Below are 12,778 nucleotides of genomic sequence, written 5' to 3'. Positions count from 1 at the left end.
GACTGCCGTGCTGGTGTCCATGTCGGCCGTGCTGCTGCTCGGCCTGCTGATCTGGTTCCTCCTGCGCATCCGGTACCTCAGGTGGGCCGACGCGCTGCTCTGCGGAGCCTTCGGCTTCCTGCTCGCCAGGACCGTGGCCGCGCCGTTCGTTCAAGCGCTCCTCGACGGCGTGAACGGCTTCCTCGGCCAGCTCCGGTTCTGAAACGCCTCACCACCGACCCGACAAGGGGACTTCCTGTGACCGACTACGTCATCCGCTCCGGTGACCGCGCCGCCTTCCTGGCCGGTCTGCGGGAGCTGGTCGACTTCCTGACCGCCAATCCCGCCGTCGTCGTACCGCGTCACGCGTCCGTCGTCGTCCTGGTCGACGCCTCCGACCCGACCGCTCGCCGCGACGGTGTGGAGTCCGTCGCCGCTCCGCTCGGCGTGCCGGCGGAGGACATCGGCCGGGGCTACTTCGACGCACGCCGCGACTTCGGCCCGATCTCGTACGGCGTCGTCGGGATCCCTCCCGAGGAACGGCAGTGATCGCCCGTACGAAGGGCTCCCGACGGGGCGCGAAGTCGCCAAACCCGACCCCGTCAGGAACCCACTCCATCCGCCACATGAGCAGTGAAAGGAGCACCCACACTTTGTCCACCGCGCATCATTCGCGCAAATCCCCGTCGCTCGACTGCGACCTCAGGCAGCACGACGCGCAGGTCTCGACCTGTGCCGGACGGGAACAGATCGTCCTCGTCGAACTCGACGGAACCGAGCAGTGGCTGTGTCCCGCACATGCGGCCGCCGTCTGGCTCACCGACCCGACACTCCGCTTCAGCGCCAAGACTCGGCCGGAAGGGATCTCGGCCGTGATGGGGCAGGCGTTCGGCGACGGGGGTGGTCGCTGATGACTACCGCCCTTCCACAGAGGGTCGTCGCTCTCGTCGCCAGGGCGTCGGAGCCGGAGTTCGCGGCCTGGCGCCGGAACATCGTCCGCCTCGGCGGCTGTACCAACCCGATTCACCTGGTCGGCGCGGCCACCGTCTACGACACGGCGACCGGCGCCGCCCTGCTCTCCTACGGCTCGGACGTCTACGGTGGTCGCCTGCTCACCGCGTGCGGCAACCGGCGGGCGACGGTCTGCCCGGCCTGCTCGGCCGTGTACCGGGCGGACACGTACCAACTCGTCCGTGCCGGCCTCGTCGGCGGCAAGAACGTCCCGGAGGCGGTGAGCGGCCACCCGCGGGTGTTCGCCACGCTCACCGCCCCCGGGTTCGGTCCAGTCCACACCCGCCGTGAACGTGACGGACGCGTGCCACCCTGTCGGCCCCGTCGGGCAGGGGACCGCTGCCCGCACGGAACTCCGGCCGGCTGCCGGAAGCGGCATTCGGCGGACGATCCTCGCCTCGGCGAACCCCTCTGCCCGCGCTGCTACGACTACGCAGGAGCCGTCCTCTGGCACGCGTTCGCCGGTCGTCTCTGGCACCGCTTCGGACTAGAGCTGCGACGGGAGGCCGCACGCCGAGCCGGTCTGTCCCGTACCGAGTTCGGGGAGGCCGCCCGACTCTCGTACGCGAAAGTCGCCGAGTACCAACGCCGGGGCCTGGTCCACTTCCACGCCGTGATCCGCCTCGACGGGCCGGACGGACCCGACTCGCATCCGCCCTGCTGGGCAACCGTCCCGCTCCTGGTCGACTCCGTACGGGCCGTGGCCGGACGCGTGGGCCTGAACGCCCCTGGCGCGGGCGTCATCGGTCCGCGGGCACTGCGCTTCGGCGCCCAAGTCGACGTACGTCCGGTCACCTCGTACCGGCGGGACGTGGGGGAGCGGCCTGCTTCCCCGGCCTCCGTTGCGGGTTACATCGCCAAGTACGCCACCAAGGGAGCGGAGTCCGCCGGCGCGGTGGACGGCCGTATCCATCAGGCGCGGGACATGGTCATGCTGCCGGTGCGGGCGCACGTGCTCCGCATGATCGCCACGTGCTGGTGGCTCGGCGGCTTACCGGAGTTCGCGCCGCTCGGCCTGCGCCGCTGGGCCCACATGCTCGGATACGGCGGTCACTTCTCCACCAAGTCCCGCCGTTACTCGACCACGTTGACCGCCCTCCGGCAGGCGCGTACCGATCACCGGGCGGACCAGCAACGGGCCTCCCTCGGCCTGGCCGGCCACCCGACGGTCACGGTCGGCCGGTGGCGCTACGCGGGGCGCGGCTACTCGCCGGAAGCGGCGCTCCTCGCTGCCTCGGTGCGGGAGGGCGGTGCTTCCCATGGCGCGTGACACCCGTACGAAGGCTGCCGAACTGCTCACCGTGCGGCAGGTCCTCGACGAACTGGGCGGCATCTCCCGGCGCACCTTCTACCGCTGGCGGGAACTGCGCCTCGCGCCGACCTGCATCCGGTTGCCGAACGGTGAGCTCCGGGTCCGGCGTGACGTGCTCGACGACTGGTTGGAGGAACGGGCGGAGGGGGCGGCGTCGTGAAGTCCTACAAGGCTTCCGTGTGGAAGCTCTCGGTCAACAAGACCACCAAGAAACCGACCTACCTCGTGCGCTGGGTGGTCGACGGACAACCCTTCAGCGAGTCGCACAAGACCAAGGCACTGGCCGACCGCTTCCGCGCGCAGCTCGTGCGGGCGCTCGACAAGGGCGAGCCGTTCGACACGGTGACCGGACTGCCTGACTCCCTGCGTGGCGGTAAGGCGGCGCTGTCCTTCCTCGACCTGGCGACCAAGTACGTCGATGCCCGCTGGGCTGAGGCGTCGGCCAAACAGCGGGACAGCATGACGGACGCCTTGGCGACGGTCGTTCCTGTCCTGGTCAAACCGGGACGGGGGCGGCCCGCTCCAGAGGTGCTGCGTCGGGCGCTGCGCTCGTACGTCCTGCCCGTGCCGCGCAGGGAGCGGGAGCGTCCGGAGGAGATCGCCTCTGCCGTCCGGTGGATCGAAAAGGCTTCGCTTCCGGTGGGGGAGCTGCAGGAGATCAGCCGTGTGCACGAGCTGATCGACGGGCTGAGCCGGAGGCTGGACGGCAAGCCTGCGGCCACCCAGACCTACCGGCGTCGGCGGGCCGTCGTCTTCAACGCACTGGAATTCGCGGTGGAGCTGGAACACCTCACCTCCAACCCGCTGAGCCGCGTCCGGCGCAAGCGAGGCAAGCGGGCGGTGCAGGAAGTCGACCGCCGGGTGGTGGTCAACCCGCGTCAGGCCCGAGAGCTGCTCACCGCACTCACCTACGTGGGCGGCTACGAGCGGGCGAGCGGCCGGCGACTGCGGGCCTTCTTCGGGTGCCTGTACTACGCGGCCATGCGGCCGGGCGAGGCACTCGGCCTCCGCCGCGCCGACTGCACGCTCCCGGCACAGGGCTGGGGCCGCATCGAACTGGCGGAGACCCGCCCGACGGCCGGTAAGGCGTGGACCGACTCCGGCGAGGCGCACGATCGGCGAGGACTGAAGCAGCGGGCCCAGGGAGAGGTACGCATCGTGCCGATTCCGCCCCCGCTCGTGCGGCTGCTCCTCGACCACCTGGACGAGTTCGGCTCGGCGGAGGACGGGCGGCTGTTCTCCAGCGAGCGGGGCAACGTGATCGCTGCCTCGTCTTACTCCCGCGCGTGGAAGCAGGCTCGGCAACTGGCGCTCGTCCCCGATCAGGTGTCGTCGGTCCTGGCCTTCCGGCCGTACGACCTCCGGCACGCGGGCGTCTCCCAGTGGCTCAACTCGGGGGTGCCTGCTCCGGAGGTCGCCGCTCGCGCCGGCCACTCGGTGGACGTCCTCCTGAAGATCTACGCCAAGTGCATCGACGGCCAGGAGCAGGAGATGAACGACCGGATCATGCAAGGGCTAGGGGAGGGGGACGGCCCTGCGGACTGATACCCGAGCATGAAGGGCTGACGGAAGCCCCGGACTGCAGTAGTCCGGGGCTTCATCTGGTCAGAGACCCGTAGTGGCGAGGCGGAAGACCGCCGCAGGCGTAGGTCTCGAAAGAAGAATGTTGCTACCTGGCGAGATGGCGGGGCGCAACCCGCCTAGAAGAGCCCTGCAAGCCTTGCCGCAATCAACACGCCTACGAGTGCGGCACCGCATGCGACACCTGCGGCCATCAAGAACACGAGGCGAAGTGTCCCGTCACCACTTTTCAACGCCTCGCTAATGATTCGAAGCCAAATTTTGCGCATCAAATTTTTTCCTTCCAAAGCCAAGACCAAGAAGAGTTTATTTAGGTTAACTAACTAATTTGAGGCCATAGTCGACCTCGCTCCTTGCTGGGTAGTTCTACTGGCCAACTAGGCGGCCCATGTGGCCATTTAGAGTTCTTGTTGCCGATATGTGATACGCCAGTGTCCGCTGCCTTAGCTTTGGCTGGGCCGGGCGTGTTTGCGTGAGGGGCGTGCCGAGGTCAACTTGCGTTGCCTCTCCTTCGCGTTCATCCCTTTGCGGGGCGGGTGGACCTAATGCGCCTTGCGAAGGGATCCGATGATCACGTCGTCGCGCTCGCGCCTCCATGCGGTCCAGCCGTCAGCCTGCGAGCCGGCCGCGGCCACCGCTGCGCCAGAAGGGGTTCGGTAGGGTCTGCCCTCGAACGAGAGCCAGCCGTTCGGTAGCACCGTTGCCTCGTGCCGGACGCCCAGGCGAGGGCGTGACCAGTAGAGAACCTCCCCAACCTTCAGCTCCCCAGCCTCGATCATGGGCGCCAGCCCTCCCGGGGTTGTCTGGGTTGCGGTGCCGCTGGTCCCTTCGTTCAGGGTGACGTCGATGTGCGTGTCATCGCCGACCGTCCTGGTTGTGACGGTGGCGCCAGGGATGTTGATGCGGATGACCACGCCCACAAGGATTCCCCTCAGGTTGGTTGATCTGACACATCTGAGATTAGCGTACCTCGACGGGTGTTTTGAACTCACCGGGATTTTCGGTGAGTTGGGGATCAAGGGCTGCGTCGCGCGAGGCGACGACTGAGCGTGTGAGTGGCGAAAGGTGGCCGCGGCATGCAGGGGTGCGACATGTGGAGGCACTGCCGGGATCGCCTGACCGGGCCTGTCCACGGACGGTCCACGGGACTACTCTCAAGGGCCTGCGAAACGGCCTCTGACCTGCCGCTCGGCCCTCCAGGATCAACACGCTATTACAACGTGATCACTGACAAACGGCTGCTTCCGGCGGCATCCGCCTGCACATACGCGAAGACCCCGTCCTCAGCGTTCTTGCTGATGGCGGGGTCTTGGGCACTTCATGCGAAGTGCCCCCGGCAGGATTCGAACCTGCGCACACGGCTCCGGAGGCCGTTGCTCTATCCCCTGAGCTACGGGGGCGTGTCTGTCGCGGTGATGTTTCTCGCGGCGACGGGTAGAACACTACCAGCTCCGTCGGGGTGTTCATGAACGGGATTCCTCGTGGTCGTGCCGTGGTCAGTGGGGGTGTGGGTCGCCCGGACGGGGCGGAAGTGGGGAAAACCCGGACGCGGTGGCCGGTGCCGACCTACTCTCGAAGTTGTGCCAGGCGCGTCGGGCCGGGTGCTTGTTGTCGACGACAACAAGGTCATCCGGCAGCTGATCAGGGTCAACCTCGAGCTGGAGGGCTTCGAGGTCGTGACCGCGGCCGACGGTGCCGAGTGTCTGGATGTCGTTCATCAGGTGCGGCCCGACGTCGTCACGCTCGACGTCGTGATGCCGCGGCTGGACGGGCTGCGGACCGCCGCCGGGCTGCGCGCGGATCCCCTGACCCGGCATCTGCCCATCGCCATCGTCAGCGCATGTACGCAATATGAGGTCGACAGCGGTCTTGATCTCGGCGTCGACGCCTTCCTTGCCAAGCCGTTCGAGCCTGCGGAACTGGTCGAGCTGGTGCGGCAGTTGGTCGAGCGAGGGGCGGAGCGGCGTTCTGACGAGGGTGACGCCGGCTTGGGGGAGTGGCTCGGGGCCGCCGAGGCCGGGCGGCCGGGCGGGTGAGTGGTGGGTGGCTCATCCCGGTGCCGATTCGCCCCTGTGCGATCCCGGTACCGAGTCGCTCGGGTGCCATCCCGGTGCCGATTCGCCACGGTGCCCGTTCGCCCCACGTCGACTCACCTCGCCCACGTTCGCCCACGGTGACGCTCACCCACGCTGACGCTCACCCGAGGTGACGTCCCTCCGTCGTGACCCGGGTCCCGTCCCCCCATGCCGTGCGTCTGGCCTCGTCCACATCCCGGAACAGCGCCCAAACCGGCTCGCATACCCACCCCCCTCCTCCCCTACGCTTGTCCCGTGACCCCCGTCGAGCTCTCCCGCACCGTGCTGCACGCGGTGCGTCGTGCCGTCGATCAGGGGGAGCTGACAGCGGTTGTGCCTACGCGAGCCGTGGTGACGCCGCCCGGTCCGGGGGGATGGGGCGACTACGCGACCAACATCGCCCTTCAGCTCGCGCGCTCGGCCGGGCAGCCGCCGTTGCGGGTCGCCGAAGTGCTGCGGACGTACATCTCGGGTACGGAGGGAATCCGCGGAGTCGAGATCACCGGGCCGGGCTTCCTGAACATCGCCCTCGAAGGTGCCGCTGCCGTCGACGTCGTCCAGCGGATTTTGCGCGGCGGTGACCGGTACGGGCACAGTGACGCCCTTGCCGGGCAGGTCGTGCGCCTGCACGCTCCCCAGGAGGTGCGCGCCCTCGTCGTACTGGACGCCTCCGCCCGCATCCTTCGTACGCAGGGCGCCCTTGTCCGTACCAGCTGCGGTGCCCGGCCCGAGCCGGAGTGGGAGGCCGTGCTCGGCGTCCACGTCGACGCCTGCGGCACGGATGCCTGCGGCACGGACGCGTCCCCCGGCCGCCGTGCCGGCAACGCCGTCCACGTCGACACGTACGGCACTGACACGCCCCCGGGTGAGAGCGCCCCCGTCGTCATCCGGCCCACCGCATCGCCCGCCGACCCCGCCCCCCTCGGCCGGGACGCCGCCCGCTGGGCGCTGCTGCATCCCGCCGCCCACGACCGGCCCCGTATCAATCCCGGCCATCTGGTGCAGCGCGAGAGCAATCCCCTGTTCCGTGTGCGTTACGCCCATGCCCGCACCCGCGCCCTCGTCCGCAACGCCGCCGACCTGGGTTTCAGCGCCGAGCCCGGCCACCTCGGCGGTGCCGGTGCTTTCCCCACCCTCCCCACCCTCCCCACCCTCGTCACCCTTCTCGCCGACCACCCCCGCATCCTCGCCGCCGCCGCCACCCAGCACGCCCCCGACCGGCTCGCCCGGCACCTCGTCAGCGTTGCCGATGCCGTGCTGCCCCTGCTCCACAGCGTTCTGCCGCGTGGTGCGGAGAAACCCTCGGCCGCCCACCGGGCCCGGCTCGCGCTCGCCGAAGCCGCCGGGACGGTGCTGGCCGGTGGCCTGTCCTTGCTCGGCGTCGACGCACCCGAACACCTCTGAGAGAGCCGAAAGAGAATGAGCCGTTCCGCACATCCCGCCGGGCCCCGTCACGCCGACGTCCTCACCGAAGGGCACTACAGCGCCCCGCCCGCCGATCTCAACGCCCTCGACGGCAAGGTGTGGGCGCAGACCGTCACCCGCGACGCCGACGGTGTGGTGGCCGTGGGCGGTGTGCCCGTGACGCGGCTGGCCGAGGAGTTCGGCACCCCCGCCTACTTCCTCGACGAGGCCGACTTCCGGGCCCGCGCCCGCGCCTGGCGCACCGCGTTCGGGCAGGACGCCGACGTCTTCTACGCCGGGAAGGCGTTCCTGTCGCGCGCCGTCGTGCGGTGGCTGCACGAGGAAGGGCTGAACCTGGACGTGTGTTCCGGGGGCGAGCTCGCCACCGCGCTGTCCGCCGGGATGCCCGCCGACCGCATCGCCTTCCACGGCAACAACAAGTCGACGGACGAGATCAGGCGGGCCGTGGAGGCCGGCGTGGGGCGGATCGTGCTCGACTCGTTCCAGGAGATCGTGCGCGTCGCCCACATCGCCCAGGAGCTGGGCAGGCGGCAGCGGGTGCAGATTCGTGTCACCGTCGGCGTCGAGGCGCACACGCACGAGTTCATCGCCACCGCGCACGAGGACCAGAAGTTCGGGATCCCGCTCGCGGGCGGGCAGGCCGCCGAAGCCGTCCGCCGTGCCCTGCAGCTCGACGGGCTGGAACTCATCGGCATTCACAGCCACATCGGGTCGCAGATCTTCGACATGTCCGGGTTCGAGGTCGCCGCGCACCGCGTCGTCGGGCTGCTGAAGGCCATCCGTGACGAGCACGGCGTCGAGCTGCCGGAGATCGATCTCGGCGGTGGGCTCGGCATCGCCTACACCAGCGACGACGACCCGCGCGAGCCGCACGAGATCGCCAAGGCCCTCACCGAGATCGTGACCCGTGAGTGCGAGTCCGCCAGGCTGCGGACGCCGCGCATCTCCGTCGAACCGGGGCGGGCCATCGTCGGGCCCACCGCCTTCACGCTCTACGAGGTCGGCACCGTCAAGCCGCTCGACGGGCTGCGGACGTATGTCTCGGTCGACGGCGGGATGTCGGACAACATCCGTACCGCGCTGTACGACGCCGAGTACAGCGTGGCGCTGGTCTCCCGCGCCTCCGACGCCGGGCCGATGCTCGCCCGTGTCGTCGGCAAGCACTGCGAGAGCGGCGACATCGTGGTGAAGGACGCGTTCCTGCCGGCCGACCTGGCGCCGGGCGACCTGATCGCCGTACCGGCCACGGGTGCCTACTGCCGGTCCATGGCCAGCAACTACAACCACGTGACCCGCCCGCCGGTCGTCGCCGTGCGGGACGGCGAGGCGCGCGTCATCGTCCGCCGCGAGACGGAGGAGGACCTCCTGCGTCTCGATGTCGGATGAAGCGTCCCGTGCGCCGGAGGTCCGCCTCGGAGCCCGGACGGTCGCCCCGGAGCCCCGGAGCCCCGGAGCCCCGGAGCCCCGGAGCCCCGGAGCCCCGGAGCCCGGGTGCCCGGGTGCCGGGGCTGCGGCGAGGCCCGTGGAGTCCGTGGAGTCCGTGGAAGCGGAAGATCTCCTTCTTCGGCCTCCGGAAAAATGAAATAAACGTCTCACGATCCGGACGAAGGGCAGAAACCACCGTCCGGTGAGTGAGACTGGTCCCACCGTAGACGGTAAGAGGAAACGAGGTCGGATGATGCGTACGCGTCCGCTGAAGGTGGCGCTGCTGGGCTGTGGAGTGGTCGGCTCAGAGGTGGCTCGCATCATGACGACGCACGCCGACGACCTCACCGCCCGCATCGGCGCCCCCGTGGAGCTCGCGGGCGTCGCGGTCCGCCGGCCCGACAAGGTGCGCGAGGGCATCGACGCGGCCCTCGTCACCACCGACGCCACCGCCCTCGTCAAACGCGGCGACATCGACGTCGTGGTGGAGGTCATCGGCGGGATCGAGCCCGCGCGGACTCTCATCACCACGGCCTTCGCGCACGGCGCCTCCGTCGTCTCCGCCAACAAGGCCCTCCTCGCCCAGGACGGCGCCGCCCTGCACGCCGCCGCAGAGGAGCACGGCAGGGACCTCTACTACGAGGCCGCCGTCGCCGGTGCCATCCCGCTGATCCGCCCGCTGCGCGAGTCCCTCGCCGGCGACAAGGTCAACCGGGTGCTCGGAATCGTCAACGGCACCACCAACTTCATCCTCGACGCCATGGACTCGACCGGCGCCGGCTACCAGGAGGCCCTCGACGAGGCCACCGCCCTGGGGTACGCCGAGGCCGACCCCACCGCCGACGTGGAGGGCTTCGACGCCGCCGCCAAGGCCGCGATCCTCGCCGGTATCGCCTTCCACACGCGCGTGCGCCTCGACGACGTCTACCGCGAGGGCATGACCGAGGTGACGGCGGCCGACTTCGCCTCCGCCAAGGAGATGGGGTGCACCATCAAGCTGCTCGCCATCTGCGAGCGGGCCGCGGACGGCGGATCCGTCACCGCGCGCGTGCATCCGGCGATGATCCCCCTGACCCACCCGCTGGCCTCCGTGCGCGGCGCGTACAACGCCGTGTTCGTGGAGTCCGACGCCGCCGGGCAGCTGATGTTCTACGGCCCCGGTGCCGGCGGTTCCCCGACCGCGTCCGCCGTCCTCGGCGACCTGGTCGCCGTCTGCCGCAACCGGCTGAGCAACGCCACGGGGCCCGGCGAGTCCGCGTACGCCGCGCTGCCCGTCTCACCCATGGGCGAGGTCGTCACGCGGTACCACATCAGCCTCGACGTCGCCGACAAACCGGGTGTTCTCGCCCAGGTGGCCACCGTGTTCGCGGAGCACGGGGTGTCCATCGATACGGTTCGGCAGCAGGGCAAGGACGGCGAGGCCTCCCTCGTCGTCGTCACGCACCGTGCCTCCGACGCCTCCCTCACCGGGACCGTCGAGGCGCTGCGCAAGCTCGACACCGTGCGGGGTGTCGCCAGCATCATGCGGGTTGAAGGAGAGTAACCAGCAATGACCCACCAGTGGCGCGGAATCATCGAGGAGTACCGGGACCGGCTGCCCGTCTCCGACACCACGCCGGTCGTGACGCTCCGCGAGGGTGGCACGCCCCTCGTGCCCGCGCAGGTGCTCTCCGAGCGCACGGGCTGCGAGGTCCACCTCAAGGTGGAAGGCGCCAACCCGACCGGGTCCTTCAAGGACCGCGGCATGACGATGGCGATCAGCAAGGCCAAGGAGGAGGGCGCCAAGGCCGTCATCTGTGCCTCCACGGGCAACACCTCTGCCTCCGCCGCCGCGTACGGGGTGCGCGCGGGGATGGTCTCGGCGGTGCTCGTGCCGCAGGGCAAGATCGCGCTCGGCAAGATGGGCCAGGCCCTGGTGCACGGCGCGAAGATCCTCCAGGTCGACGGCAACTTCGACGACTGCCTCACGCTCGCCCGCGCGCTCAGCGACAACTACCCGGTCGCGCTGGTCAATTCGGTCAACCCGGTACGCATCGAGGGCCAGAAGACCGCCGCGTTCGAGGTCGTCGACATGCTCGGCGACGCCCCCGACATCCACGTCCTGCCGGTGGGCAACGCGGGCAACATCACGGCGTACTGGAAGGGGTACAGGGAGTACGCCGCCGACGGCGTCGCCACCCGGACGCCCCGGATGTGGGGCTTCCAGGCCTCCGGCTCCGCGCCCATCGTGCGCGGCGAGGTGGTCAAGGACCCGTCGACCATCGCCACCGCGATCCGGATCGGCAACCCCGCCTCGTGGCAGCACGCCCTCGACGCGCGCGACGCCTCCGGCGGCCTCATCGACGAGGTGACGGACCGTGAAATCCTGCGCGCCTACCGCCTTTTGGCCGCGCAGGAGGGTGTCTTCGTCGAGCCCGCCTCCGCCGCGTCTGTGGCCGGCCTGCTGAAGGCCGCCGAACTCGGCAAGGTCGACCCCGGGCAGCGCATCGTGTGCACGGTCACCGGAAACGGCCTCAAGGACCCCGACTGGGCCGTCGCCGGCGCACCGCAGCCGGTCACCGTTCCGGTGGACGCGGCGACCGCCGCCGAGCGCCTCGGACTGGTCTGACGTACCGCTTGACCCGGGCCATGGCCCGGCAGGGGTGCACAGGGGGCATACGACACGCATCGTGCGCCTCCTGTGCGCCCTATGTCGCCACAGAACCTTCCTTCGATAGGCTGTACCGAACCCGCCCCCCGCATATGCCTCGCATAGGCAGGGCGCAGCGCCGTCGCCGTGATCCCCGGAGCGACCGGAGGCATCCGGCAACGGCCCGAAGGGTCCGTCGTACGTCCTCGAATGTCTTCGACAGTCACCGATCACGCAGCTCAAGGAGAGTCATCGAGCGATGGCCGGTCCAGCGTTCCGCGCCGCCGCCGTACGGGTGCGCGTCCCCGCCACCAGCGCCAACCTCGGCCCGGGCTTCGACGCCCTCGGCCTCGCGCTGGGGCTCTACGACGACGTCGTCGTCCGGGTGGCCGACTCCGGGCTGCACGTCGACATCGCCGGTGAGGGCAGCGGGACGCTGCCACGTGACGAAAGCCACCTTCTCGTACGCTCTCTCCGCATCGCCTTCGATTCCCTGGGCGGGCAGCCGCGTGGCCTGGAAATCGTCTGCGCGAACCGCATTCCGCACGGCCGTGGACTGGGCTCCTCCTCCGCCGCCATCTGCGCCGGAATCGTCGCCGCCCGGGCCGTGACCATAGGCGGTGAGGCCCGGCTGGACGACAGGGCCCTGCTGGAACTGGCCACCGAGATCGAGGGCCACCCGGACAACGTCGCGGCCTGCCTGCTCGGCGGTTTCACGCTCTCCTGGATGGAGGCCGGCGCCGCGCGCGCGATCAGGATGGACCCCGCCGATTCCGTCGTTCCGGTGGTTTTCGTGCCAGGGAAGCCGGTTCTGACGGAGACCGCGCGCGGACTGCTCCCGCGCACCGTGCCGCATGTCGACGCCGCCACCAACGCGGGCCGTGCCGCGCTGCTCGTCGAGGCCCTGACCAGGCGCCCGGAGCTGCTGCTGCCCGCCACCGAGGACCGGCTGCACCAGGAGTACCGCGCCCCGGCCATGCCCGAGAGCGCGGCCCTGGTGGAGCGGCTGCGGGCGGACGGCATCCCCGCGGTCATCTCCGGCGCCGGACCCACCGTCCTCGCCCTGGCCGACGAGGGCACGGCCGACAAGGTGGAACAGCTGGCCGGCCCGGGCTGGGCGGCGAACCGGCTGGCCCTGGACGTACCCGGAGCGAGCGTGCTGCCGCTCGCGACGAGCGGCGCCGACGTGGCGAGCGTCGAGTAAAAGCACGCGATTGCCGGATTTCGAGAGGGGGAATGTTTGTTGGATCCGGTAGTGTTAACCTCAAGTCTGCACCCGACCCCACCATGGCGAGGTGCCTCGTGTCCCAGTTCGGGACAGACATTCTTCCGGGAGCTCCC

The 12,778-nt window shown here is 70.0% G+C and carries 12 protein-coding genes, 1 tRNA gene and 1 pseudogene; 12 read left to right on the top strand and 2 right to left on the bottom strand.

Annotated elements, in window-relative coordinates:
• Window positions 1-7 precede the first annotated feature (7 nt).
• From ACGF8A_RS07680 to ACGF8A_RS07655, 6 genes are all read left to right on the top strand, one after another.
• Entirely contained in the window at window positions 8-202 is a 195-nt protein-coding gene (locus ACGF8A_RS07680) for a hypothetical protein (protein ID WP_358748553.1), read from the top strand.
• Between the two features lie 35 nt (window positions 203-237).
• Window positions 238-528: a hypothetical protein gene (locus ACGF8A_RS07675; protein WP_393105309.1), complete on the top strand. Its 291-nt coding sequence runs from the start codon at window positions 238-240 to the stop codon at window positions 526-528.
• A 104-nt stretch (window positions 529-632) separates the two neighbouring features.
• Complete coding sequence (locus ACGF8A_RS07670) at window positions 633-890, top strand: hypothetical protein (protein ID WP_360556958.1); 258 nt, start codon at window positions 633-635, stop codon at window positions 888-890.
• Entirely contained in the window at window positions 890-2,260 is a 1,371-nt protein-coding gene (locus ACGF8A_RS07665) for a replication initiator (RefSeq protein WP_393105307.1), read from the top strand. The genes ACGF8A_RS07670 and ACGF8A_RS07665 overlap by 1 nt, the downstream gene beginning before the upstream one ends.
• Entirely contained in the window at window positions 2,250-2,462 is a 213-nt protein-coding gene (locus ACGF8A_RS07660) for a helix-turn-helix domain-containing protein (protein ID WP_360556954.1), read from the top strand. The genes ACGF8A_RS07665 and ACGF8A_RS07660 overlap by 11 nt, the downstream gene beginning before the upstream one ends.
• Window positions 2,459-3,847, top strand: a complete 1,389-nt coding sequence (locus ACGF8A_RS07655) for a tyrosine-type recombinase/integrase (RefSeq protein WP_393105305.1) — start codon at window positions 2,459-2,461, stop codon at window positions 3,845-3,847. The genes ACGF8A_RS07660 and ACGF8A_RS07655 overlap by 4 nt, the downstream gene beginning before the upstream one ends.
• A 578-nt stretch (window positions 3,848-4,425) precedes the next feature.
• Here the strand turns inward: ACGF8A_RS07655 and ACGF8A_RS07650 are convergent.
• A complete protein-coding gene (locus ACGF8A_RS07650; RefSeq protein WP_360556950.1) occupies window positions 4,426-4,797 on the bottom strand; it encodes a hypothetical protein in 372 nt (123 codons plus the stop codon).
• Between the two features lie 414 nt (window positions 4,798-5,211).
• Window positions 5,212-5,283 (bottom strand) — tRNA-Arg (locus ACGF8A_RS07645).
• Window positions 5,284-5,348: 65 nt separating this feature from the next.
• Here ACGF8A_RS07645 and ACGF8A_RS07640 point away from each other — a divergent pair.
• The 6 genes and pseudogenes from ACGF8A_RS07640 (at window position 5,349) to thrB (ending at window position 12,641) form a co-directional block, all read left to right on the top strand.
• Window positions 5,349-5,919: pseudogene (locus ACGF8A_RS07640) on the top strand (response regulator).
• A 294-nt stretch (window positions 5,920-6,213) separates the two neighbouring features.
• Window positions 6,214-7,362 (top strand): ArgS-related anticodon-binding protein NrtL, encoded by a 1,149-nt coding sequence (gene nrtL, locus ACGF8A_RS07635; protein ID WP_393105303.1) that lies wholly within the window; start codon window positions 6,214-6,216, stop codon window positions 7,360-7,362.
• Window positions 7,363-7,377: 15 nt separating this feature from the next.
• Complete coding sequence (gene lysA / locus ACGF8A_RS07630; protein WP_393105301.1) at window positions 7,378-8,769, top strand: diaminopimelate decarboxylase; 1,392 nt, start codon at window positions 7,378-7,380, stop codon at window positions 8,767-8,769.
• 289 nt (window positions 8,770-9,058) lie between these two features.
• Window positions 9,059-10,351: a homoserine dehydrogenase gene (locus ACGF8A_RS07625; protein ID WP_393105299.1), complete on the top strand. Its 1,293-nt coding sequence runs from the start codon at window positions 9,059-9,061 to the stop codon at window positions 10,349-10,351.
• Between the two features lie 6 nt (window positions 10,352-10,357).
• Window positions 10,358-11,416 carry a threonine synthase gene (gene thrC, locus ACGF8A_RS07620; protein WP_393105297.1) on the top strand — a complete coding sequence of 353 codons (1,059 nt, stop codon included), beginning with the start codon at window positions 10,358-10,360 and terminating at the stop codon, window positions 11,414-11,416.
• A 280-nt stretch (window positions 11,417-11,696) separates the two neighbouring features.
• Window positions 11,697-12,641 carry a homoserine kinase gene (gene thrB, locus ACGF8A_RS07615; protein ID WP_393105295.1) on the top strand — a complete coding sequence of 315 codons (945 nt, stop codon included), beginning with the start codon at window positions 11,697-11,699 and terminating at the stop codon, window positions 12,639-12,641.
• Window positions 12,642-12,778 lie beyond the last annotated feature (137 nt).

Source organism: Streptomyces sp. NPDC047706 (assembly GCF_043204795.1).
GTDB lineage: Bacteria > Actinomycetota > Actinomycetes > Streptomycetales > Streptomycetaceae > Streptomyces.
Note: the sequence above shows the minus strand (reverse complement) of the source record. Positions and strands in the feature narration are given on the sequence as shown.